Here is a 22,385-nt window from a genome sequence, read left to right as displayed (position 1 = left end):
AAGCGTCGTCGCAGCGTCAACTGTTTTGCGGAGCTGCAGCACCGACACGGATCTTGCTCAGCGCTTGTTGCAGATCGGACATCACCGTGTCGTCGGCGGGGTTTCGTTGACCCGGCGCCAGCTCTTGCTCGCGTCGGAGGACATAGGACGGGTGGTAGGTGACGTGCAGCGAGGCCTCGTGGGCGCCCGAGGGATCGACGTAGCGCCAACTGCGGCTTCGCATTTCCCGCAGCGTGGTGTCGGTAGGCCTGCCGAGCAACAAAATGCCGGCATAACGACCGAGACACACGATCACCTTCGGCGCGATCGCACGGATCTGGGCCCGTAGGAATGGTGAGCAGCGTTCCACCTCGTCAGCCTCCGGATCGCGGTTGCCGGGCGGCCGACACTTGAGCACGTTGGCGATGTAGACTTGGTCGCGGCGCAGGCCGAGGCGGCCAAGCCACTGCGTGAGTCGGCGGCCGGCTGCGCCGACGAAGGGCTCGCCTTGGCGGTCCTCGTCAAAACCGGGAGCCTCGCCGATGAACATGAGATCGGCCTCCGGGTCACCGACGCCGAACACGATCTGTTTGCGGGTCGTCGACAGCTTGCAGCGCTGGCAGTTGCCGATGTTCTTGCGGCGCAGGTAGTCGAGCTTCTCCGCTGCGCTCCACTGGCTGGCCGAGTTGCGAACCGCTGTCTCGGCCATCGCCGGCACCGCGTCGGCCGCTGCCTGCGGCAAGCGCACTGGCTCGGCCGACCGCACGACCGGCGCAGCTTCGCGCACAGGCATCGTGTCTCGAGGTGTGGTCGATCGAGCCCCCGTCGATCCGAGATTTGGTCGGGCAGATCTCGGCTCCCCCGGCGCAACGTCTGGAGCCCCCGGTGCCTGTCCCAAAGGCCAGGTCGCATCGGGCGTCGCGGGGTGACGTGCGCGGGTCGGCAGCGGCGCAGCGCCGACGTAGGCCCCACCGTGGAAGTCGCGGAGGTGCCGGAGGTAGGTAGCGAACTGCCGCGCCAGGACGCGGGCCTCGTCGCGGCTCACGCGGAAGCTCCGGGCCACAGCGCGGCGCTCAGTCGCGCGAGGAGCCAGCCGGCGAGGCGGTCCTTGGCCACTGGCGGTCCGGAGGGGTCCACGGCGATCGCACCGCTCGGGTCACGCGTGAGCAGGTAGCCAGCGTTGGTCGGGCTGGCGAAGCCGAGGCCGGGTACGCCGACCCGGTTGACGAACAGCGCGTCGACCCGCTTGGCGATCAGCTTGAGCCGCGCGAGGCGGAGCAGCTCGGCCTCGACGGTCTGGGCGTCGAGGCCGTCCGCGACGGTCTGGGCGGCGAAGCCGAGGAAGCGGGGTCGGTCGGCGGCGGTGTGACGGGCGGTGAGGGCGGCGAGGATGTCGACGCCGACGCGCCAGCGCAGCCCGGCGAGCGCGGGCAGCAGCGCGGCCTTCTCGAGCTTGTCAGGGACAGGGTCGACGTCGAGATCGGAGACGGCGGCGACCATCGCCACGAGGTCGGTGGGGCCCTCGACGATCGCGGCCTCGATCGCCGCGTGCATCTGCGCCGCGGTCTCCACGTCGACGCGGCGCACGCCCGGCGGGGTGGCGAGCTCGACCGGCCCCGCAACCAGCGTGACGTCGGCGCCGAGGGCCCGTGCGGCGCCGGCGAGGGCGAAGCCCATCGCGCCGGTCGAGGCGTTGGCGATGAAGCGCACTTGATCGATGTACGTACGGGTCGGGCCCGCGGAGACGACCACACGGCGTCCGGACCAGGCGCCCGCAGAAGCTGTCTCTTGGGCCAGGTGGTCGAGCCGCTCGAGCGCCGCGGCGACGAGCTGGGCCGGGTCGATCATGCGGCCCTCGCCGATCCAGCCGCAGGCCAGGGAGCCGCGGTCGGGCCCGACGAAATCAGCCCCGCGCGCGCGCAGGGTGGCGAGGTTGTGCTGCGTCGCCGGGTGCTGCCACATGTTGGTGTTCATCGCCGGGGCCCACATCACCGGCGCACGGGTTGCCAGCAGCACGGTGGCCGCGAGGTCGTCGGCGAGGCCGGCCGCGGCGCGAGCGAGCAGGTCCGCGGTGCCGGGGGCAACGAGCACGAGGTCGGGCCAGTCGGCGAGCTCGATGTGCCCCACCCTGCCCTCCTCGGCTGGATCGAGCAGGCTGCTGCGCACCGGGCGGGTCGAGACCACGGCGAGCGAGAGCTCGCTGACGAAGGCGCGGGCGGCCGGGGTGAGCACGACCTGGACCGCGCAGCCGGCCGCGATCAGGGCGCGCACCAGTTCGGGCGCCTTGTAGGCGGCGATGCCTCCAGCGACGATCAGCAGCACGCGCCGGCGTCCGGACCTGTCCCCAGGGACAGCCACGGACGGCGTCTCAGCCACTGGCGTCCTCCTCGAACGCGAGCGCACCGACTGTCTCGATGCCAAAGCCGGACAGCCCGACGATCTTGCGCGGATGGTTGGTGAGGACACGGATGCGGTGGATGCCGAGGCTGCGCAGCACCTGAGCGCCGAGGCCGAACTCGCGGAAGCCGGCCTCGGCGGGCTTGAGCGAGGGCGCGGCGACGGTGGTCGGGGCCTGCAGCAGGGGCTCGGGCGGCCAGCGGTGGCCGAGCACGTAGAGGAACACCCCGCGACCGGCCCGCTCGATCTGGCGGATGCTCGCGCGCATGCGTGAGGCGCTGTCGTCGTCGCTGAGGCCGAACACGTCGCCGAGCAGCTGGGCCCGCTGGGCCCGCAGCAGCACGCTGTCGTCGCCGTCTTGCGACTGCTGGAGGTCGCCCTTGCAGAGCGCGACATAGAAGCTGTGCGGCTGCACCTTGGAGCGGTAGCTGCGGATCGTCCAGCCGTCGCTGGCGCGCAGGCCGAGCAGCGGCGAGACGAACGGTGCCGACGCGAACTCTTCGACCAGGAGCTCGCGCTGCAGGCGGTAGCCGATGAGGTCGGCGATGCTGAGGATCGGCAGATCGTGGCGCTGGGCGAAGCGCTCGAGGTCGTCCATGCGCGCCATCTCGCCGTCGTCGCGCATGATCTCGCAGATCACGGCGGCGGGGCGCAGACCGGCGAGGCGGGCCAGATCGACCGAGCCCTCGGTGTGGCCGGAGCGGACCAGCACGCCCCCGGGTTGGGCGCGCAGCGGGAAGATGTGGCCAGGGCTGACGATGTCGGCGGCGCCGAAGGTGTCGTCGCTGGCGACGCGGATCGTCTGGGCGCGGTCCGCCGCGGAGATGCCAGTGGTGACGCCGCGGCGGGCCTCGATCGACACGGTGAAGGCGGTGCCCATGTGCCCCGGGTCGGTCGGGACCATCATCGGCAGGCGCAGCTCGGCGACCCGCTCCGGCGTGAGCGCGAGGCAGATGAGGCCGCGGCCCTCTCGGCACATGAAGTTGACGTGCTCCGGCGTGCAGGCCTGCGCGCCGATCACGAGATCACCCTCGTTCTCGCGGTCCTTGTCGTCGACGAGGATGATCATGCCGCCGCGGCGGATGACCTCGATGCAGCGCTCGACGTGATCGAAGTTGTGCTCGCTCATGGTCCTGTCCCTTCGGCCCGGTCGTCCGGGAGGTAGCCGGCCTGGACCAGCGTCTCGCGGGTGACGCCCGCGGAGATCGACGCCGGCGCCATGGCAGCCTTGAACTCGAGCAGGCGCGCGACATAGCGGGCCAGCAGGTCGACCTCGAGGTTGAGCGCGTCGCCGATGTCACGCTCGCCGAGAGTGGTCACCGCGAGGGTGTGTGGGATGAGGCCGACCGCGAAGCCGCTGGCGTCGACGGAGTTGATCGTGAGGCTGACACCGTCGACGCAGGCCGAGCCCTTGACCGCGAGGAAGGGCAGCAGTTCGCGCGGGACGTCGAACCACATCAGCACAGCGTCGCCGCGGGCGCTGCGGCTGCGCAGGCGCGCGAGGCCGTCGACGTGGCCGGAGACGAGATGGCCGCCGAGCGCGTCGCCGATGCGCAGCGCGGGCTCGAGGTTGACGCGGCTGCCGACCTGCAGCGCGCCGAGGCTGGTGCGCGCGAGGGTCTCGAAGGCGGCCTCGACGGTGAAGCTGTGCGGGGTCGCGGCGGTGACCGTGAGGCAGACACCAGCGACGCTGACGCTGGCACCGAGGGCGCGCTCGACGGGGTCGAGCGTCGCGGCGACGACGAAGGTTCGCTGCTCGGCGCTGGCGTGCACGGCCTCGACGCGGCCGACCGACCTCACGAGCCCGGTGAACATGCCGGGGGGTTATTGCACAGACCCGCGCGCGGCGGCACGAGTGGGCGCTGCGGGGCAAGCTCACAGGGCGGGACGCAGCACGCGAAGATCGTCGAGGCCGACGCTGACACGCAGTTCGACGCGCAATCGCGGGGACTGCGCGACGCTCGGCCAGTGCAGTCCGGGGAGCACCGGGGTGCCCTCGCCGAGCAGACACGGGGCCTGGAACCAGTACCAGCGGTCCCACGCGGCTGCGGCGACGAAGCTGGCGATCAGGCGGCCGCCGCCCTCCACGAGCAGCGAACGGATCGCCAGGCGACCGAGCGCCTCGAGGGCCGGCGCGATGGCGACGCGGCCGTGCTCGTCGGCGGGCACCTCGATCAGCTGCAGGCCGGCATCTCCGAGGCTGCGGCGCCTGTCCTCGGGGGCATGTGGGGTGTGGAGGACGATCGCGCCGGCGCGCAGGCGCTGCGGGCGGGGCTCGGCGAGGGCGCTGCGCAGCTGGCTGTCGACGATCACGGGCCACGGGTCGACGCCCGGGACCAGGCGTACGTCGAGGCGAGGATCGTCGCGCAGGAGCGTGTCGACGCCGACGGCGATCGCGTGGTGACGGGCGCGCAACCAGTGACCGACGCGGCGCGCCGGCTCGCCCGTGATCCACTTGCTGTCGCCGCCGCGGGCGGCGATGCGGCCGTCGAGCGAGGTCGCGGCCTTGAGCGTGACGAAGGGACGGCGCTGCTGCTCGTGGTGCAGGTAGTGCTCGTGCAGGCCGGCGCACATGGCCTCGCCAACGCCCTCGCGCACGCGGATGCCGGCGGCCGTGAGCACGGCGCGGGCGCGGCCAGCCGCGTGGCGGGCCGGGTCGCGCACGCCGAAGACCACCTCCGCGACGCCCGCGGCGATCAGGGCGTCGGTGCAGGGCGGTGTGCGGCCGTGGTGCGAGCAGGGCTCGAGCGTGATGTAGACGGTCGCGCCGCGGGCCGCCGGACCGGCCACGGCGAGGGCGTGCACCTCGGCGTGCGGGCCCCCGGTGGCGGCGCTGTGCCCCGCCCCGACCACGCGCCCGGCCTGCACGACCAGCGCGCCGACGCAGGGGTTCGGGTAGGTCGCGCCGGTCGCGGCGCTGGCCAGGCGCACGGCCGCGGCCATCAGCGCGAGGTCCGGTTCGTCGTCCGGTACAGCTGTCCTCGAGGACATGTCTCCGTGGCCCTGCGGGTCGCCGGCGATCAGGGCCCGGAGAGCGGAGAGCTCCGGCAGCTCAGGTGGCATCGCCGGGCTCCCCGGCCAGCTCACCGGCCAGCTCGGGCGTCACCTCGCCGCTGGGCTCGCCGAGGTCCTCGGGCCGCGGGGTCAGCTGGATGTGCCCGCGGGCGTCGATCTCGAACAGCGTGCGCTGGCCCTCGGGGTTGGCCTGGGCGGCCTTCTCCATCTCGTTGAGGAGGTGCGAGAAGGCCTGGACGGAGTCGAAGCTGCGGTAGACGGAGACGAAGCGGACGTAGGCGACGGGGTCGAGCACGTGCAGGTGCTGCATGATGCGCTCGCCGATCTCCTCGGCCTGGATCTCGCGCTCACCGCGGGTGGCGGCCCACAGCTCGACGGCGGCGACGATCATCTCGAGCTGCTCGTCCTCGACCGGGCGCTTGCGACAGGCGAGCTTGAGGCCGGCGAGGATCTTGTTGCGGTCGAAGGCCTGCTTGCCGCCGTTGCGCTTGACGACGACCGGCAGGCTGGTCTCGATGCGCTCGTAGGTGGTGAAGCGATGGGCGCAGTCGGAGCAGGCGCGGCGGCGGCGGATCGCCACGCCGTCGCGGCTGTCGCGGGAGTCGAGCACCTTGATGTTCGCGCCGCGGCAGACCGGACAGAGCATCCGCTAGCTCCCCGAGGCGTCGATCTTGGCGACCCTGCGGGCGTGTCGGCCGCCCGCGAACTGGGTCGAGAGGAAGGTCTGGAGGAGGAGGCGCGCGAGCCCAGGCCCGACCACGCGGGCGCCGAGGCACAGGACGTTGGCGTCGTTGTGCTCGCGGGCCATGCGGGCGCTGAAGCAGTCGAGCACGACCGCGGCGCGGATGCCTGCGTGCTTGTTCGCCGCCATCGCCATGCCCTGACCGGTGCCGCACACGAGCACGCCGAGGGTGCCGGGGTCGCTGTGGACGCGCTCGCAGACCTGCGCGGCGATGTCCGGGTAGTCGATCGAGTCGCCGGGATCACCCGGGCCGAGCTCGCTCACCACGGTGTGGCCGGCGGCCAGCGCCGCGGCGACGAGCTCGTGGCGGAGCTCGATCGCTGCGTGGTCGCTGCCGATGTGGAGACGGGCCATCGGTCAGGGCTCCAGCCGGCGGAAGATCAGGGCCGCGTTGGTGCCGCCAAAGCCGAAGCTGTTGGACATCGCGTACTCGACCTGGTGCGCGCGCGCGACGTGGGGGATGTAGTCGAGGTCGCAGGCAGGATCGGGGTCGTCGAGGTTGATCGTCGGCGGAAGGATGCCGTGCTGGATCGCCAGCACGCTGATGGCGGCCTCGAGCCCGCCGGCCGCGCCGAGCAGGTGACCGTGCATCGACTTCGTCGAGGACACGGCGAGCTTGTCGGCATGAGCGCCGAAGACCGCCCGGATCGCGTGGGTCTCGATCGCGTCGGCGGCCGTCGAGGTGCCGTGGGCGTTGATGTAGCCGAGCTGCTCCGGGGCGATGCCCGCGTCGCGCAGGGCCATCTTCATGCAGCGCTGGGCCCCCTCGCCGCCCGGCGGCGGCATGGTGATGTGATGCGCGTCGCCGGTGAGGCCGTAGCCGACGATCTCGGCGAGTGGCCGGGCGCCGCGGGCCCGGGCGTGGCCGAGCTCCTCGAGCACGAGGATGCCGCAGCCCTCGCTGAGCACGAAGCCGTCGCGCGAGGCGCTGAAGGGTCGCGAGGCCCGGGTGGGCTGATCGTTGCGGGTGCTCAGGGCGCGTGACGAGCAGAAGCCACCGACGCCGAGCGGCGACACGGTGGACTCGGTGCCGCCGGCGATCATCACGTCGGCGGTGCCATGGACGATGGTTCGGAAGGCCTCGCCGATCGAGTGGGCGCCGGTCGAGCACGCCGAGACGTGGCTGAGGTTCGGGCCCTTGCAGCCGTGGCGGATCGAGATCTGCCCGGCGGCGAGGTTGACGATGATCGCTGGCACGAAGTAGGGGCTGATCCCGTGGCGCGGGCCCTTCTCGCGCAGCGCCGCGATTGTGGTCTCCAGCGTGCTGATGCCGCCGAGCCCGGCGCCGACGAACACGCCGTAGCGCTCGAGGTCGGCGGGCGGGCTCTGCTCGAGGCCCGCGTCCGCGACGGCCATCGCGGCGCCGGCGATCGCGTACTGAATGAAGAGGTCCATCTGACGGACCTCCTTCTTGGCGATCCACCGCGTGGGATCGAAGCCTCGGACCTCCCCGGCGATCGTGGTCGGATACTCGCTGGTGTCGAAGCGAGTGATCGGACCGATCCCCGACTCACCTGCGCAAAGGCGACGCCAGTTCTCGGCGATCCCGATACCGAGGGGGCTAAGCGCCCCCATGCCTGTGACAACGACCCTGCGTGTGACCACGGCGACCTCTCGCCCGACCAGGCTCACGCCTTGGTGTGGTCGACGATGAACTTGACGGCGTCCCCGACGGTCTTGATCCTGTCGACCTCGTCGTCCGGGATCTTGACGTCGAACTTCTCCTCGAGGGCCAGCACCAGCTCGACGATGGCCAGCGAGTCGGCGCCGAGGTCCTCGGTGAAGCTCTTGTCGGGAGTGACGTCCTCGCACTGTACGTCGAGCTGGTCGGCGATGATCTCGCTGACCTGTTGATGAATGTCCTTGGCGTTCATGGCTTGATTTCCTCTTGGAGCCCCAGGCGGGAGCGTGTTCCGGTGCGGGAGTGTTTAGATGTGCAGGCCGCCGTTGACCCGCAAGACGTGGCCGGTGATGTAGCTGGCCGCGGGAGCAGCGAGGAAGGCGACCGCCTCGGCGACCTCCTCGGGGCGACCGATGCGGGCCAGCGGAATCTGCTTGAGGAGCGCCTCGCGGGCGTCGCCCTTGAGCGCCGCCGCGGTCATGTCGGTGTCGATGAAGCCAGGCGTGACGGCGTTGACGGTGACGCCGCGGCTGGCCAGCTCACGCGCGAGCGACTTGGTAAGGCCGAGGACGCCGGCCTTGGCGGCGGCGTACATCGCCTGGCCGGCGTTGCCCTGCTCGCCGACGACGCTGCTGATGTTGATGATGCGACCGTCCGCGCGGGCGCGCAGCAGATGGCGCGCGGCGGCCTTGGAGCAGAGGAAGGCGCCCTTGAGGTTGATGTCGAGGAGGCGGGAGAAGTCGTCCGGGTTGGCGCGCATGAGCAGCGCGTCGATCGAGACGCCGGCGTTGTTGACGAGGATGTGCAGACCGCCGAGCGCGGCGATGACCTGCTGGATGCCCGCGTCGACCGCAGCAGGGCTCGCTACGTCGAAGCCGACGGCGATCGCTTTGCCGCCGTCGGCGACGATCTGCTCGCAGAGCTCACGGGCCGCGTCCTCGCGCTGGCTGTAGTTGACGGCCACCGCGGCGCCGCGGGCGGCGAGCGTGCGTGCGATGGCGCGGCCGATGCCCCGCGAGGCGCCAGTGACCAGGGCGACGCGCCCGGTGAGCAGCAGGCTGGCCAGCGAAGAGTCGCTGGCAGTTGCGGCGCTCGCATGGGTTTGCTCGGTCAAGAGGCGTCGACCTTTAGCACATGAATATCGTCCGGAGAACCGACGGCCAGGGTCGGCAGCTCAGGCGCTATGCGTTTAATCAAGCCCGCGAGCACTCTGCCGTGGCCGAGCTCGAGACACCGCGTGGCGCCCATGTGCACGGCCTTGCGCACGGACGCCTCCCAGCGTACGCGACCGGTGATCTGTCGGATGAGCAGGTCTTTCACGCGTGTGGGCTCGAGGTTGGGCTCGGCGTCGACGTTGGCGATCACCGGCACGCGCAGAGGGTGAATCGTGATCTGCTCGAGCGCCGCGGCGACGCGCTCGGCGGCTGGCCGCATCAACGAGCAGTGGAAGGGTGCCGAGACATTGAGGAGGATCGCCCGGGCGCGCTGGGCCTTGACCGCCGCGATCAGGCGCGTGACGGCCTCCGCGTGGCCGGCGACGACGATCTGTCCGCCGCCGTTCTCGTTGGCGATGTCGACCTGGCCGCCGGCGTCGCTGGCCTCGGCGCACAACGTCGCCAGCGGCCCGGCCTCGAGGCCGACGACCGCCGCCATCGCGCCGAGGCCGGCGGGCACCGCCTCCTGCATCGCCTGACCGCGGAGGCGGACCAGGCGCACGGCGTCGGCGAAGTCGAGGGCACCGGCGGCGACCAGCGCCGAGAATTCACCGAGGCTGTGGCCGAGGCACACGCCTGGCACGAGGCCGAGCTCCTCGCGCACGACGGTCCACGCCGCCACCGAACAGGTGAGGATCGCGGGCTGGGTGTTGGCGGTGAGGGCGAGCTGCTCGTCCGGGCCGTCGAAGCACAGCGCCGAGAGCGGCTCGCCGAGCGCCTCGTCGGCGGCCGCGAAGATCCGCCGCGCGGCGGGGAACTCGGCGGCCAGGGCGGCGCCCATGCCCGCCTTCTGGCTGCCCTGACCCGGGAACACGAAGGCCAACAGATCGCTCATCGCTCACCTCGATAGGGGACGTCGGCGATAGCCGCCGGAGCTCGCGGGCTGTCCCCGCGGACATGTTCGATCGGACACTAGGCCCCGCCCGCCTCGCGCTTGCTCGCCGCGAAGAGGTCCTTGTGGGCCGCGACGCCGGCGCGCAGGGCTGGCGTCAGATCGCGGGCGGCGTGATGGGTGGCCAGGCGGATGGCGTTGTAGAGCGCCGTCGGGCTGGCGCCGCCGTGACTGATGATCGCGACCCCGTCGACGCCGAGCAACGGGGCGCCGCCGTGGCTGTCGGGGTTCAGGCGCTGCTTGAACAAGGCGAGCGCGGGGCGCATGAACAGGGCGCCGACCTTGCTGAGGGTACGCTCACCGATCGCGGCGCGCAGCTGCCCGGCGAAGGACACCGCGGTGGCCTCGATCACCTTGAGCGCGACGTTGCCGGTGAAGCCGTCGGTCACGACGACATCGCAGCGATCGTCGCGGAAGATGTCCTTGCCCTCGACATAGCCGACGTAGGCGAAGTCGGCGCTGGGGTGGGCCGCGAGGGCGCGGTGGGCCGCGCGGGTCAGCTCGGTGCCCTTGCCCTCCTCCGTGCCGTTGGCCAGGAGGCCGACGCGGGGGCGAGCCACGTCGTGGGCGACGCGGGCGAAGATCGCCCCGAGCACGGCGAACTGGACCAGGTTGATGGTCTTGCACTCGACGTTGGCGCCGACGTCGAGGAGCAGGCACTGGCCGCGCATCCGCGGGATCGTGGCGCTGATCGCCGGCCGATCGATGCCCTTGATACGGCCGTACTTCAGCAGGCCGCAGGCCAGCATGGCGCCCGAGTTGCCAGCCGAGACGACGGCCTGGGCCTGGCCTTGCTTGACCAGATCGAAGCAGATGAGCATCGACGCGTCGGTCTTGTTGCGCACCACCTTGGACGGTGCGTCGTCCATGGTGATGAGCTCCGACGCGTGGTGCACCCGCAGCGGAATGTCGGGCGCACGATTGTCGCTCAGATGCAGCCCACGCCGGGCCAGCGCGGCGGCTAGCTTGTCGCGGTCACCCACGAGGATGACCGGCATGCCGTCGCGCGCGGCCAGGAGCGCGGCGTCGACCTCGGGGTTGGGGCAATCGTCGCCGCCGAAGGCGTCCAGTGCGATGGTCGTCGGCACGCGGCCCGGATCCTCCGAGGGGCTCGGCGAACTACTCCTGAGCCACCGCGATCAGCTGGCGCCCCTTGTAGAACCCGCAGGCGGGGCACACGCGGTGGCTGAGGGCCTTCTCCTCGCAGTTCGAGCAGGTGACGAGCGTCGGCGGATCGCGCTTGTCGTGGTTGGCGCGACGCATGTCGCGGCGGGATTGGGATTGCTTCTTCTTCGGGACGGCCATGGCGAGGTAACCGGGTTAGCGGAGGGGCGGGAGGATAGCGACTTTTGCCGAACGGGTAGTTTTTTTTTTCGCCAGGCAGGGTTTTCTTGCCGGGCCAGACATGGGCCAGACATGGGCCAGATGGGCCAGATGGCGCGTGGGGCGGCGAATTGCGGGAGTGGAGGGCCTGGGCGCTGTGAATGCGGATTCTCAAGGTCCAGATCGCGGCTGGCCGATCGCCCGCAGATTGGCTGACGAGATCGTGATCAGTTGGGTGGTTTCTTGCGCGGCTTGCCGTTCGGCGACTGGGGCGAGCCGCTCGCCGCGTCGAGGCCGAGGCCCTTGAGGCCGCGGAGCGCCTGCTTCCACGGGGAGTCCTCGGCGGCGAAACCTTCTACTACTGGAGCTGCGGCGCTGACATTCCCGGAGCCGGCGTGCTGCTCCGCATCCTCGTCGTCGTCCCCCTCGGCGTGACCCGGCGCGTTGACGACGGGGACGCGGGCTCCGGGCTGACCGCACGCTGCGCAGCGTTCGCCGGGCGCCTGCTCGTTGAGGTTGGCGCCGCAGTGCATGCACAGACCCAGACAGTCCTCGCCGCGGCCGCACAGGGCACGGATCGGGTAGGCGACCAGGATCTGCTCCTCGAGCATCGGCCGCAGGTCGACGTGGTTGCCGGCGAAGCTGCGCTCGTCGGGCGCCGTGGCGTCGACCTCGTCGCCGTCCTCGTCGCCGTCACCGCGGGCGCTGTGGGCGGCACCACGGACGTAGTGCACGCACAGATCGCTGCCGGCGGGCACCAGGGCAGGCTCGAGGCAGCGAGCGCACGGGACCGTGAATTCGAGGTGCAGGGCGCCGCGGACCAGGACGCTGGCCCCCTCGCCGATCACGGTGACCTCGAGGTCGACCCGCGCCGGACGCTGGATCTCTGCGTCGGTGTGGGCGAGGCGGGCGGCGATCCAGGCGACCGGGAGCTGCGCCTGGACGCGGTAGGGCCCGGGCCCGCCGCGTGCGAGGGCGACGAGATCGAGGTTGAGGTCGGCGGCCAGCTCTCGGTCCAATTCTCGGTCTGTCGCGTCGCGTGCCATAGCAGGCCACCAGGGCCAAGGGGATGCTGCCATAGCGCCGTGGCCCGGCGAAGTCAAACCGGCCGCTGGTCGCGTCGCCGCGTGAGGTCGTGGCCGACTGGCCAGGGTTGACACGGCAAACGAGGATTCGCTATCCCCTCCCGGCCCGTGGATGCCTCTGAGCCCATCGCGTGCGGAGCTCCACGAATCGGGGGCCGCGTCGCCACGCCTGAGCTCCGTTGCACGGCGCTGTGGGGGCTCGCGGTGCTGGGGCTCGTGTGCACGCCGACGCTCGCACGCGCGGCCGACGGCGGCCTCGGCTTCGACGCGACCTTCCGGGCCTTCTTCCGCGGCGGCGGGGTCGCTCCGCTGATCGGACCGCCGACCCGCACGCCGCGGCGCGCCCCGAGCAGCGAGCCTGTCGCCGGTGCACAACTGCAAGGCGGCGAGGCTGACCCAAAGGCCAGCTCACCTGTCCCTTCAGACAGCAGCGTGGCGACGCCGACAACCGCGGAGCCCGACGCGGATGCTGACGCGAGCGCGGCGACGCCGGGCGGACCGCGCGTGATCCCGCGGCCGAACGCGGCGCCCGTGCCGGACCAGGCCGCGGCGGCGCTCGAGGCGGCGCCCGCGGAGGACGAGCCCGCGAGTGGGCCCTCGGCCGCCGAGATGGAGCGGGCCTTGCCGAGCGAGTCGGGGCCGCCGCCGTCGACCCAGCCGCTCGCGCCGGTGGAGACCGGACCCTCGCGCTTCGTCCGCGGCAAGAGCGTGCCGCCGTTCTGGATCGACCGCACCTGGACGACCCACCGCACGCGCGCGTTGACCCTGCCGCCGTTCGGCTTTCACCGCAGCGGCGGGGCCAACAACCCGGAGAAGCTGGCCCACTTCGATCTGTCGCTGACGATCGGCTGGTACAGCAAGCGGGCGCAGAAGCGGCGCTACCTCGCACCGGCGGCGCTGTTCTTCGGCTCCTTCTCTGAGCGCACCTCGGCGTGGGCCGCCGCCGCGCTGCTCATGGGCTACAAGCGGACCGGCGAGCAGTACAACTTCGGCCAGTTCCCCTTCGTGTGGCGGTGGGGCAACAAGCAGGTCAAGAACCTCGTCGTCGTCCCCTTCCACTACCACCAGAAGACGCCCGACAGCCTGCGGGGCTTCGACGCGATCCTGTTCTGGTACGGGCACAAGAACACCACCGACGCCGACCCGCTCAACGACCTGCGCTACTTCGTCGGCGCGCCGCTGTTTCTTCAGCTGACGCAGGGGGTCACGCGCACGACCGTGGGCCTGCCCTTCTATGTCGGCGGCGCGGACAAGGCCAAGGGCCTGGTGCACCGCTCGGTGTTTCCGTTCGTGCACTGGCAGTCGCGCGAGTTCGGCAACCGCAAGGAGCTGTGGACGCTGCTCTACCTGCAGCGCAGCGACCTCGCCCGCAAGCGTCACACCTGGGCCGTGCCGCCGCTGCTCAGCTTCCAGCAGGACACGCCGGAGCGGGCGCTGCTGTCGGTCACGCCGCTGGTGTGGCGCAGCGTCGACAAGATCAAGGGCAGCACCGCGTGGGCCGCGTTCCCGTGGGTCTCGTACCGCGACCCGGACCAGCGCAATCGGGTGCTGTTCCCGCTGTACTGGCAGTTCGATGACCTCCGGACCGGCGCGCGCACGGCCTTCGTGTTCCCCCTGGGGGGCGGCACGCGGCGGCCTGGCGGCGCGTGGGGCATGGTGCTGCCGCCGCTGCTCACGGTGGCGCGGCACGACCCGAAGGGGCGCAGCTTTCAGGTGGTCACGCCGCTGTTCTGGCGCTTCCGCGACCGCACGGCCTACGCCGGCCAGGGCTCGCAGCAGGTCGTGCTGCCGCCGCTGTTCGTCTACAACCAGCAGGGCCCGCGCCGCGACGTCGCCGCGTTGCCGCTGCTGTCGTTCTTCGGGCGCGACGCGACGCGACGCTACCAGGTGCTCGCGCCGCTGCTGTTCGGGCACGTGCTGGAGACCGACCGCGCGCGCTGGCACGACACCTGGGTCGCCGGCCCGGTGTATGTCAAGCGAACGATCCCCGGCTGGCACGCCGGCCTGATGCCGGTGGCTGCGTTTGGCCGCGACGACGTGCTGCGCTACACGGTGCTGCCGCCGCTGCTGTTCGGCGACGTCACCTACGTGAAGGAGCAGCGCCGGCTCACGATCTCGCCGCTGTTCGCCCGCTCCAAGTCACCGGACCAGCGGACGATCGGCGTGCTGAACCTGTTCTGGGACGTGAAGCGCAAGGGCGACGAGCGCCACAGCGTGCTGTTCCCGCTGTTCTACCGGCGCCAGCACGCGGACCGCGTGCTGACGATCACGCCGCTCGGCGGCGGCCTGCGGACCAAGGATCGCAGCACGTGGATGGCGACGCCGCTGCTGTACGGCGCGAGCGACCGCTCGGGCCCGGCCGCGCAGCGACGTCGCAGCTTCGGCCTGGTCCCGCTGGTGTTCTACGATCGCCGGCCGCAGGACGGCGGGGTCGCGCGCAACCTGGTCGCAGCGCCGCTGTTCGCCTTCCACCGCGCCCCGGCCGAGGACCTCGACATGTGGTCACCGCTGGTGTGGCGCACGGCGACGCGCGGCGAGAAGCCGCGCAAGAACCTCGCGGTCGTGCCGCTGTACTTCCGCCAGCGCCAGCCCGGCGGGATCGACCTCGACGCCGGGCTCGCGCTGCCCTTCTTCTACAGCCGCGACCGCGACCGGCACACGCACACGCTGATCGCCGGGCCCTTCTTCCACCGCCTGAGCCGCAAGTCGCTGCACACCGGGATCGTGCCGCTGGCCTGGTGGATGGACTCGAGCACGCAGCGGCGCCTGGTCTCGCTGCCGATCGTCGTCCACTTCAAGAACAAGCAGACGCTCGAGCACACGACCATCGCCGTGCCATTCTGGTTCGACCGTCGCCGCGCCAACGGGCGCCGCACCTGGGTCGCCCTGCCCTTCGTGATCGGCACCAAGGGTCAGCACAACTTCACGCGCTTTAGCCTGCTCCCCCCGGGCTTCGTCGACGCGCACCGGCTGGGCAAGAACTTCCGCTTCACCGGCTTCGCGCCGCTGCTGTTCCGCCACCAGAAGTGCGGCTTCCGCGAGGAGGACGACGATCGCTGCCGTTACACGCTGTGGGGCAGCTTCCCGCTGTTCCTCGCCGGTCGTGACGGCCTCGGCCGGCGTACTCACGGCGCGCTGGGCCTCTACTACTTCGACAAGGACAAGGGCGGGACCCGCTTCTACACCCTGCTCGGCGGCGCGAACGTGCGGCCGAAGGAGCGCCTGACCTGGTACGCGCTCAACGTCGGCCGCACGGTCACGCGCACGCACGCGACGACGGTGGTGTTCCCGCTGTTCTTCCGCAAGGCGCACCGCAGCGAGGACCGCAGCACCACGGTCGTGCTGCCGCCGCTCTACGTCGGCCGGCGCAAGGAGGAGTACCGCTGGTTCGAGGCGGGCCTGCTGTTCTGGAACTTCCGCCGGCCGCACAAGGTCACCACGGCCGTCGCGCCGCCGATCTTCTTCACCAGCCACGCCTACGCGGAGAAGCGGATGACGTGGACGATCCCGCTGTTCCTGCGCAGCAACAACTGGGCGAAGGACCGCAGCCTCACCATCGTCCCGCCGGGCCTGGTCGTGCAGCGGCGCAACGGCGAGGATCAGAGTTGGGTGCAGTTCCCGCTGCTGTGGCACATCGAACGCGGCGAGAACTCGGGCACCGTGGGCGCGGCGCTGTGGTGGGACGTCCGCCGCAAGAAGACGATCACGCAGGTCATCCCGGCGCTGATGGTCCGGCACGTCAACAAGGCGGGCGACGCCCTCAACGTGGTCGGGCCTGGGCTCGGCTGGTGGACGCGCAAGCACGGCAAGGCCGAGGGGCTGCACTGGCGCGCGCTGTTCGGCCTGATCGGCGGCGGCAACGAGGCCGGAAAGCGCTACTTCTCGCTGTTCGGCGGGCGCATCGCGCTCAAGCCCAGGCCGGTGTGGGAGTCGCGGCGAGGCAAGCTGCGGGCCGAGAAGCAGCGACGCGCGGCCGAGGCGGCGGCGGCCAAGCAGGAGACCGCGCCGACGCGGCCGGCGGCCCCGGGCCGCTCGCTCGTGCCGGTCGAGACCAAGCCAGCGCCGGCGAAGCCGGGGAACGGGCCGGCGACGGGGCCTGCCACGCCGCCTGCCACGCCGCCCGCCGGCGCATCGACGGCTGCCCCCGTGCCCGCCGAGACGGCGCCGGTCGCGACGCCCGCGAGCACACCCGCGACGCCCGCGACGCCGTGGTCCGGTGCCTCGCCGCTCGGACGGCCCGGCGTCAGCACGGCCTCGCCGGCCTCGTCGCCGGCATCGTCACCGCCGGCATCATCACCGCCGGCCACTCCGTCCGCCACGCCGCCGAGCTCGAGCCCGCCGGGCCGTTGAGACATGTCCTTGCGGACATGTCGCTTACAACCTGTCCTGCTGGCCAGGCCGTGACGCGATCCGGCGTCAGGCGTCGTCGCGGCGGAGGTCGCGGGCCGCGTTCTTGATCGCGGCCGCGATGCTGAGACCGACGCTGAAGGCGGTCGCGGCGGCGAACAGGCCGACGGCGACGCCCGTGAGCCACCGCGGCGCATCGTCAGGACCCGCGGGAGCCGGGCCCCCGCCGGGGGCCACGCCGAAAGTGCGGGCCAGGGTGTCGAACAGCGGGTCGCTGGCGGCGGCGCGTGGCAGCTGGGCCCGACGCTCGCGCTCGAAGCGGGCGCGCCGCAGCGGGTCGACGAGCACGTCGCGGGCGAGGTTCAGGTTGCGCGTGCGCTCGACAGCCCGGAGGTCGCCGCCGTGGCGGTCCGCGTGGTCCTCGGCGACGAGGCGGCGGTACGCCCGGCGGATCTCCGGGGTCGTGGCGGAGGACGGGACTCCGAGCACCGCGTAATGGTCGACGAAGCCGGACATGGCGGCCAGCATGCCAAACTCCGCGCCGCGGCGCACCCCTTCGCCGCGCGCGCCGACGGCCCTGCGGGCGCGGTCACGGCCCGAACACGACGCTGGACCCCCTTAACACGACGCAGTAGAGCTCGGCCCCGGGCAGCAGGCTGGCGGCGCACAGCTGCTGCCACTGGCCGGCGTCGATCATGCCCGCGAACTGGAGGACGCAGGGCTGGCCCATCTTGCAGAAGTTACCGCCCTCGCACTGGAGGCCCGGGTACAGCTCGGCGAGCCAGGCGTTGGCCTCGCTGTCCTTGACCGCGCAGGCGTCGACCTCGTCGCAGAAGCTGCCGACCTGCACCGGGTCCATCGCCAGCGCGGCCGCGTGGATCGCCGCGTCGTTGCACTCGCCCGCCGCGGCGCAGCTGCTGGCGCAGGCGACCGGGCTGGCCGCGAAGTGCTCGCAGTTGGGCGCGCAGTCGCAGCCGCTGAAGCCGCGGCAGCTGGTGCCATCGAAGCCGTAGCCGAGGAACAGATCGCAGGCGCCGTAGTCACCGCTGACGTCGACGCAGCCGACGGGATCGCCGGTGCTGGGGTCGCCGACGCTGCTGCTGCCGGTGTCACCCGTCGCGGGGCCCGAGGTCGGCGCGGTGGTCACCGGCGTGCCGCTGCTGCCGCTGCCGTCGGCGCCCCCGGTGCTCGTGCTCGTGCTCGTGGCGCTGCCGCTGCCACCGCTTTCATCGCCGGTGGTCGGGGACCCGCTGGGGCTGGTGGTCGAGGGGTGGCTCGTGGTGCTGCCGTAGCTGCTCGCGTCGGTGACGCCGATGCCGCCGTTGCAGGCCACCAGCAGCGCGGCGAGGGACAACCAAGGGGAGGCGCGAAGCATGCGGGCAGCATCGTCCGCGGCCGCGAGGCGGTCAAGCGCCTGCTATCGTGGCGCTCGTGTCCCGCTACGACTGCGTCCAGTGCGGCGCGTGCTGTTGCAACCTGCCGGCGAACCGGGCCGAGGGATTCACCGACTACATCGAGGTCGACGCGCGTGCGCCCCTGCTGCGCCGACCGGAGCTGGTGCGCCGGCTGGTCGTCTACAACGAGGACGGCGCGGCCCACCTGCGCCTGCACCCGGACGGTCGCTGCCTCGCGCTGCGCGGGCGGGTCGGTCAGCGCGTGCGCTGCACGATCTACAGCGACCGCCCGCAGGCCTGCCGCAAGGTCGAGGCCGGGAGCGCGCTGTGCCGCCGCTATCGCAGCGCCCACGGCCTGCGCGCCTGAACGCCGCGGGGTCCTCACCGACCACCGCGACGCCAGGCTGCCGCGCCTGCTGTTGCCGCGGCCCTGAGTCCGACGGTCAGCGCACGTTGGCGGTGGTCATCGTGGCCGAGCTCTGGTCCGGCGGCGGCTCGGGCAGGTCCTCGACGCGCAGGTTGCCGGGCGCGTGCCAGCGCGAGCGGCGGTACGCGAACAGGAACACGGTCTGCGCCATGCTCGCGACCGGCGCGGCCAGCAGCGCGCCGGTCAGGCCGTAGACGTGCTCGCCGGCCAGCAGCGCGAAGATCACGACGACCGGGTGCATGTGCGCGGCGTCGCCGATGATCTTGGGGTTGAAGATGTTGGCCTCGAGCAGGTGGATGCCGGCGATCCAGGCGAGCATCAGCAGCGGCGGGCCGAAGGCGAGGCCCTCCTCGTTCGAGACCAGGGCGACGACGATGATCGGGATCGAGGAGATGATCGTGCCGAAGATCGGCACCAGGCTGAAGGCCGCGGCGACCACCGCGAGCAGGAAGCTGTACTTGATGCCGAAGACGACCAGGCCGATGTAGGTGAGCACGCCGTTGACGAGGCAGATGAGCAGCTGCCCGCGGATGACCCCGGCGAGGCCGACGTCGAGCAGCAGCACCAGCTCCTCGTAGGTGGCCCGGTAGTGCAGCGGGACCAGCCCGCGGGCGAAGTTCATCACCCGCGCGGGGTTGATGAGGATGAAGGCCGCGAGCATGAGGGTGATGACGAAGTTGGTCAGGAAGGCCGTGACGCCGCTGATCAGGGCGCGCAGGAAGCCGGCGATCTGGCCGGTGTACTCGCTGCCCTTGGTCATCACCAGCTTGCGCAGGGTGTCGGTGAGGCCAGCCTCGACGTGCTGCGACGGCGGGTGGACCTTCCAGCGTCCGTTGCCGCCGTCCTCGAGCGAGAGCTTGAGGTGCTCGAGGCTGATCGACCAGCTGCCGTCGGGTCCAGGCCGGGCGATCAGCTCCGAGGGCGGCGGCGTCTCAGGCGGCGGCGCGCCCTGGTTGAGCGTGCCGAAGTTCTCCTCGAACCATTGGGTCGCCTGCGGCAGGTAGGTCTTGTCGACGTACTCGATCGCCGCCGGCGCGGTGTCCCGCAGGCGCGAGAAGTCCTGCACGAGCGCCGGCAAGAACACGATGACGAAGGCGGTGACGATGCCAAACAGGCTGAGGTAGACGAGGATCACCGACAGCGCGCGCCCGAGCCGGGGCTGCAGGCGGTGGATCACCGGCGCCATCAGGTACGCCAGCGCGAAGGCGAAGACGAAGGGGATCAGCACCTCGCGGAAGGCGAGGATCATCGCGACGATGAACAGGGCGAAGCCCCACTGGCGGAGGAACCTGCTGGTGGTGCTGAGCAGCTCGCTGCGACGCCGCGGATAGACGCCGGACTGCTCGCGGCTCACGCCTCGGCCCTCCGGTGGGCGTCGAGGTTGATGGCGCTATCCCACGCGCCGCACTCGTCGCAGCGGAAGCGGAATCGTGGCATCTCCCGGGCGCACGCCCGGCAGACCACGATCGGTGGGGGGAGTTCCATCATCGCGGCGTCGAGGGCCTGGTCGCGCTGGCCCTGAGCGAGGCGCAAGCGTACCAGGCTCAGGGCCGCCGCGGGGGAGCGGCTGCGCACGCGCTGCAGCGCCGCGATCGCGGCCTCGGGGTGACTGGCGCCGAGGCGCTGCGCCAGCGCGACGACCAGGGCAGCGTCTTCGCCGCTGCGGAGGCTGGCGAGCATGCGCTCGTGCAGGTCCGGGAGGCCGCCGATCTCGGCCGCGGCCTCGAGCGCCTCGCCGACCAGAGGCGTCGCCGCCGCGGGGGTCAGCTCCCACGCGCGCTGCCAGGCCAGACACGAACCCGCCGCGTCGCCGAGGTTGCTGGCCACGCGGGCGCGGGCGGTCCACACGTGGCCGCTGTCGGGGGCGAGCTCGAGGGCGCGAACGATGAGCCGCTCGGCCTTGCGAGCGTCGCCCTCGTCGAGGGCGGCGAGGGCCTGACCGGCGAGGGCGTGGCCGCGGCCGATGCGACTGTCGCGGCGGCGCCGGGCCGGGACCAGCTTCTCGTGGCGCTCCCACGCGGCCGCGGCCCGATCCCACGCGCCGGCCTGTTCGAGCGCGCGGGCGAGGGTCTCGAGGGTGGCGAGCGACTGCGGGGCGAGGCTGATGGCCCGCGAGAGGGCGCCGACGGCGGCCTCCTGGTGGCCCTGGGCGAGCAAGTCGCGACCGAGGCCGACGAAGGCGGCGACGCGCAGCTCGGCGGCCAGGTCGGCGCCGGCGAGCACGGTGCGGTGGATCGCCTTGGCGCGCTCGACCCGGCCGCGACGGCGATCGAGGGCCGCGAGCGCGAGGAACACCGTGGCGTCACCGGGCTCGGCCTCGGCGATCTGCTCGAGCTCGTGGGCCACGTTCTCGATGTCGCCCTCGGCCAGCGCGTAGAGCACGTGGCTGCGACGCGCCACCGCGGCCGCGGCTGGCTGGCGTGCGGCCGTCCGCCAGTACGCCGCAGCTGCCCCGAGAGCCAGGCTGCCCACGGCCAGGAGCACGATCCAGAGCGCGCTCACGCGGCGCCTCGTCCCGCGACGGCGCCCGGCGCCGCACCCGTACCCGTACCCGCACCTGCCGCGGCCGCGGCCATCACCGGCACGGCGACCGCGTAGTGCTCCTGCATCACCCGCTGCTGGCCGACATCGAGGCGAGCCTCGGCCGCGAGCATGTCGTCCTCCTCGGCCTGGCGCAGGGGCAAGGTGCGCAGCTCGAGGACCTCACGCTCGAGGCCGCGGAGGCGCCTCTGCGCGACGGCCGCGGCCCGGATCCTGAACGGCGCGCGGATCGCGTAGATCGCCATGAGGCCGAGCGTGGTCAGCCAGCCGGCGAGGAGCGCCGAGGCGCTGACCTCGTAGTGGCGGGATTGCCACAGGCCAGTCTCGGTCCAGACGGGGATCCACAGGGTGATCGGCACCCAGGCATTGTTGTCCCGCAAGGTCATCACGGCCCACAGCAGCCCGAGGACGACGAGGCCAAGGCTGACGAGCAGATAGACTTTGCCCAGCGCAGACACGAAGTTCGCGGAGTTATATCAAAGCCGTGTATGCTCCGGCCATGGGAAATCCCAGCAGCGAAGTTCTCTCTCCTGGCGCTCTGCTGCGTCGTATGTGCTCCGTGGGGCTGTTCGGCGGCCTCGTGATTGGGGCCTGCGCGGGCACCGATCAGAACGTCGAACGCCAGCGGCTCCTCGATGAGGTGAACGCGGCCGGCACCAACAAGCCGGCGCAGTGCCGGCCCGGCATCGTCGAGGCCTGCTACAACGGCGCGCCCGGGACCTCGGGACGCGGCATCTGCAAGGGCGGCAATCGAACTTGTGGCAACGACGCGGTGTGGGGCGCCTGCGGCGGCGAGGTCCAGCCGCGCAAGGAGACCTGCAACAAGACCGACGACGACTGCGACGGCATCGTCGACAACAACTTCGAGCGCGACGGTGCGAGCTGCTCGATCGGCACCGGTCAGTGCAAGAGCTCGGGCACCTGGCGCTGCAAGCCGGACGGCTCGGGCACCACCTGCGACGCCCCGCTGCCGGCGACCCAGCCGGAGAAGTGCGACGGCATCGACAACGACTGCGACGGCCAGATCGACGAGGAAGTGCCCGGCACCGGCGGCAGCTGCTCGACCGGCAAGACCGGCGTGTGCGCGGAGGGCCTGATGAAGTGCCTCGGCGGCCAGCTCCAGTGCGCGCAGAACATCCAGCCCTCGCAGGAGATCTGCAACCAGAAGGACGACGACTGCAACAACGCCGTCGACGACCGCTGCCTCACCGCCGAAGAGGCCGCCAAGCTCAAGAAGCCCTGATCCCCTGCCCTCCCCGCACCGGCCTCCCGCTTCGGGCGGGTGACAACAGCAGGCCCGACCCTCGTAGCGAAGGTCGGGCTTTGTCGTGGTCGACGACGAACATGAGCGTCTCACGCGGGGTGTGAGGCTCGCGCGAGGCTGAGGCTCGCGCGGGGGTGTGAGGCT

Annotated in this window: 22 protein-coding genes; 3 read left to right on the top strand and 19 right to left on the bottom strand. The window is 71.8% G+C overall.

Annotated features, from left to right (window positions below):
• Window positions 1-16: 16 nt before the first annotated feature.
• The 14 genes from IPJ59_RS01280 to IPJ59_RS01215 all read right to left on the bottom strand — a co-directional run bounded on the left by IPJ59_RS01280 (window position 17) and on the right by IPJ59_RS01215 (window position 12,202).
• Window positions 17-772 carry a uracil-DNA glycosylase gene (locus IPJ59_RS01280; RefSeq protein WP_293253742.1) on the bottom strand — a complete coding sequence of 252 codons (756 nt, stop codon included), beginning with the start codon at window positions 770-772 and terminating at the stop codon, window positions 17-19.
• A gap of 248 nt (window positions 773-1,020) precedes the next feature.
• The gene (gene coaBC, locus IPJ59_RS01275; RefSeq protein ID WP_293253739.1) at window positions 1,021-2,355 is read right to left on the bottom strand and encodes a bifunctional phosphopantothenoylcysteine decarboxylase/phosphopantothenate--cysteine ligase CoaBC; all 1,335 of its coding nucleotides are present in this window, start codon (window positions 2,353-2,355) and stop codon (window positions 1,021-1,023) included.
• The gene (ribB, locus tag IPJ59_RS01270) at window positions 2,348-3,505 is read right to left on the bottom strand and encodes a 3,4-dihydroxy-2-butanone-4-phosphate synthase (RefSeq protein ID WP_293269429.1); all 1,158 of its coding nucleotides are present in this window, start codon (window positions 3,503-3,505) and stop codon (window positions 2,348-2,350) included. Before ribB ends, coaBC begins: the two co-directional genes overlap by 8 nt.
• Window positions 3,502-4,191 carry a riboflavin synthase gene (locus IPJ59_RS01265; RefSeq protein ID WP_293269428.1) on the bottom strand — a complete coding sequence of 230 codons (690 nt, stop codon included), beginning with the start codon at window positions 4,189-4,191 and terminating at the stop codon, window positions 3,502-3,504. Before IPJ59_RS01265 ends, ribB begins: the two co-directional genes overlap by 4 nt.
• A gap of 60 nt (window positions 4,192-4,251) precedes the next feature.
• On the bottom strand, window positions 4,252-5,439 hold the full coding sequence (ribD, locus tag IPJ59_RS01260; protein ID WP_293253731.1) for a bifunctional diaminohydroxyphosphoribosylaminopyrimidine deaminase/5-amino-6-(5-phosphoribosylamino)uracil reductase RibD: 1,188 nt from the start codon (window positions 5,437-5,439) through the stop codon (window positions 4,252-4,254).
• Window positions 5,429-6,037, bottom strand: coding sequence for a transcriptional regulator NrdR (nrdR, locus tag IPJ59_RS01255; protein ID WP_293253728.1), 609 nt, complete (start codon window positions 6,035-6,037; stop codon window positions 5,429-5,431). The genes ribD and nrdR overlap by 11 nt, the downstream gene beginning before the upstream one ends.
• A 3-nt stretch (window positions 6,038-6,040) precedes the next feature.
• Complete coding sequence (rpiB, locus tag IPJ59_RS01250; RefSeq protein WP_293269426.1) at window positions 6,041-6,487, bottom strand: ribose 5-phosphate isomerase B; 447 nt, start codon at window positions 6,485-6,487, stop codon at window positions 6,041-6,043.
• 3 nt (window positions 6,488-6,490) lie between these two features.
• Window positions 6,491-7,738: a beta-ketoacyl-ACP synthase II gene (gene fabF / locus IPJ59_RS01245; protein ID WP_293253722.1), complete on the bottom strand. Its 1,248-nt coding sequence runs from the start codon at window positions 7,736-7,738 to the stop codon at window positions 6,491-6,493.
• 23 nt (window positions 7,739-7,761) lie between these two features.
• Entirely contained in the window at window positions 7,762-8,007 is a 246-nt protein-coding gene (gene acpP, locus IPJ59_RS01240) for an acyl carrier protein (protein WP_293253719.1), read from the bottom strand.
• 54 nt (window positions 8,008-8,061) lie between these two features.
• A complete protein-coding gene (gene fabG / locus IPJ59_RS01235; RefSeq protein ID WP_366524537.1) occupies window positions 8,062-8,811 on the bottom strand; it encodes a 3-oxoacyl-[acyl-carrier-protein] reductase in 750 nt (249 codons plus the stop codon).
• Window positions 8,812-8,864: 53 nt separating this feature from the next.
• Window positions 8,865-9,803: an ACP S-malonyltransferase gene (gene fabD, locus IPJ59_RS01230; protein ID WP_293269424.1), complete on the bottom strand. Its 939-nt coding sequence runs from the start codon at window positions 9,801-9,803 to the stop codon at window positions 8,865-8,867.
• 77 nt (window positions 9,804-9,880) lie between these two features.
• On the bottom strand, window positions 9,881-10,948 hold the full coding sequence (gene plsX, locus IPJ59_RS01225) for a phosphate acyltransferase PlsX (protein WP_293253710.1): 1,068 nt from the start codon (window positions 10,946-10,948) through the stop codon (window positions 9,881-9,883).
• Between the two features lie 31 nt (window positions 10,949-10,979).
• Complete coding sequence (gene rpmF / locus IPJ59_RS01220) at window positions 10,980-11,165, bottom strand: 50S ribosomal protein L32 (protein WP_293253707.1); 186 nt, start codon at window positions 11,163-11,165, stop codon at window positions 10,980-10,982.
• 245 nt (window positions 11,166-11,410) lie between these two features.
• Complete coding sequence (locus tag IPJ59_RS01215) at window positions 11,411-12,202, bottom strand: YceD family protein (protein WP_293253704.1); 792 nt, start codon at window positions 12,200-12,202, stop codon at window positions 11,411-11,413.
• A gap of 174 nt (window positions 12,203-12,376) precedes the next feature.
• Here IPJ59_RS01215 and IPJ59_RS01210 point away from each other — a divergent pair, with 174 nt between their 5' ends.
• Window positions 12,377-16,618 carry a hypothetical protein gene (locus IPJ59_RS01210; RefSeq protein WP_293269422.1) on the top strand — a complete coding sequence of 1,414 codons (4,242 nt, stop codon included), beginning with the start codon at window positions 12,377-12,379 and terminating at the stop codon, window positions 16,616-16,618.
• A gap of 66 nt (window positions 16,619-16,684) precedes the next feature.
• Here IPJ59_RS01210 and IPJ59_RS01205 read toward each other — a convergent pair whose 3' ends face one another.
• Window positions 16,685-17,131: a J domain-containing protein gene (locus IPJ59_RS01205; protein WP_293253698.1), complete on the bottom strand. Its 447-nt coding sequence runs from the start codon at window positions 17,129-17,131 to the stop codon at window positions 16,685-16,687.
• 73 nt (window positions 17,132-17,204) lie between these two features.
• The gene (locus IPJ59_RS01200) at window positions 17,205-17,990 is read right to left on the bottom strand and encodes a hypothetical protein (protein ID WP_293269421.1); all 786 of its coding nucleotides are present in this window, start codon (window positions 17,988-17,990) and stop codon (window positions 17,205-17,207) included.
• Between the two features lie 56 nt (window positions 17,991-18,046).
• On the opposite strand from IPJ59_RS01200, the gene IPJ59_RS01195 reads away from it, so the two are divergent.
• Window positions 18,047-18,376 (top strand): YkgJ family cysteine cluster protein, encoded by a 330-nt coding sequence (locus IPJ59_RS01195; protein WP_293269419.1) that lies wholly within the window; start codon window positions 18,047-18,049, stop codon window positions 18,374-18,376.
• 76 nt (window positions 18,377-18,452) lie between these two features.
• Here the strand turns inward: IPJ59_RS01195 and IPJ59_RS01190 are convergent, their stop codons facing one another.
• From IPJ59_RS01190 to IPJ59_RS01180, 3 genes are read right to left on the bottom strand one after another with little or no spacing between them, the layout of a single operon-like run.
• Window positions 18,453-19,790, bottom strand: coding sequence for an AI-2E family transporter (locus tag IPJ59_RS01190; RefSeq protein ID WP_293269417.1), 1,338 nt, complete (start codon window positions 19,788-19,790; stop codon window positions 18,453-18,455).
• On the bottom strand, window positions 19,787-20,938 hold the full coding sequence (locus IPJ59_RS01185; RefSeq protein ID WP_293269416.1) for a tetratricopeptide repeat protein: 1,152 nt from the start codon (window positions 20,936-20,938) through the stop codon (window positions 19,787-19,789). The genes IPJ59_RS01190 and IPJ59_RS01185 overlap by 4 nt, the downstream gene beginning before the upstream one ends.
• Window positions 20,935-21,435: a hypothetical protein gene (locus IPJ59_RS01180; protein ID WP_293253683.1), complete on the bottom strand. Its 501-nt coding sequence runs from the start codon at window positions 21,433-21,435 to the stop codon at window positions 20,935-20,937. The genes IPJ59_RS01185 and IPJ59_RS01180 overlap by 4 nt, the downstream gene beginning before the upstream one ends.
• Before the next feature lie 92 nt (window positions 21,436-21,527).
• On the opposite strand from IPJ59_RS01180, the gene IPJ59_RS01175 reads away from it, so the two are divergent.
• Entirely contained in the window at window positions 21,528-22,220 is a 693-nt protein-coding gene (locus IPJ59_RS01175; protein ID WP_293269415.1) for a MopE-related protein, read from the top strand.
• The last annotated feature ends 165 nt before the right edge of the window (window positions 22,221-22,385 follow it).

This window comes from Nannocystis sp., assembly GCF_016714285.1.
GTDB lineage: Bacteria > Myxococcota_A > Polyangia > Nannocystales > Nannocystaceae > Nannocystis.
The sequence above is the reverse complement of the archived record's forward strand: the minus strand, read 5'-3'. Positions and strand labels throughout refer to the sequence as shown.

Bases quoted from the DNA above. Each gene is read 5' to 3' on its own strand.
- IPJ59_RS01280 (WP_293253742.1), bottom strand. From the start codon at position 772: ATGCCTGTGCGCGAAGCTGCGCCGGTCGTGCGGTCGGCCGAGCCAGTG.
- ribB (WP_293269429.1), bottom strand. From the start codon at position 3,505: ATGAGCGAGCACAACTTCGATCACGTCGAGCGCTGCATCGAGGTCATC.
- IPJ59_RS01265 (WP_293269428.1), bottom strand. From the start codon at position 4,191: ATGTTCACCGGGCTCGTGAGGTCGGTCGGCCGCGTCGAGGCCGTGCAC.
- ribD (WP_293253731.1), bottom strand. From the start codon at position 5,439: ATGCCACCTGAGCTGCCGGAGCTCTCCGCTCTCCGGGCCCTGATCGCC.
- nrdR (WP_293253728.1), bottom strand. From the start codon at position 6,037: ATGCTCTGTCCGGTCTGCCGCGGCGCGAACATCAAGGTGCTCGACTCC.
- rpiB (WP_293269426.1), bottom strand. From the start codon at position 6,487: ATGGCCCGTCTCCACATCGGCAGCGACCACGCAGCGATCGAGCTCCGC.
- acpP (WP_293253719.1), bottom strand. From the start codon at position 8,007: ATGAACGCCAAGGACATTCATCAACAGGTCAGCGAGATCATCGCCGAC.
- fabD (WP_293269424.1), bottom strand. From the start codon at position 9,803: ATGAGCGATCTGTTGGCCTTCGTGTTCCCGGGTCAGGGCAGCCAGAAG.
- rpmF (WP_293253707.1), bottom strand. From the start codon at position 11,165: ATGGCCGTCCCGAAGAAGAAGCAATCCCAATCCCGCCGCGACATGCGT.
- IPJ59_RS01205 (WP_293253698.1), bottom strand. From the start codon at position 17,131: ATGTCCGGCTTCGTCGACCATTACGCGGTGCTCGGAGTCCCGTCCTCC.
- IPJ59_RS01200 (WP_293269421.1), bottom strand. From the start codon at position 17,990: ATGCTTCGCGCCTCCCCTTGGTTGTCCCTCGCCGCGCTGCTGGTGGCC.
- IPJ59_RS01175 (WP_293269415.1), top strand. From the start codon at position 21,528: ATGTGCTCCGTGGGGCTGTTCGGCGGCCTCGTGATTGGGGCCTGCGCG.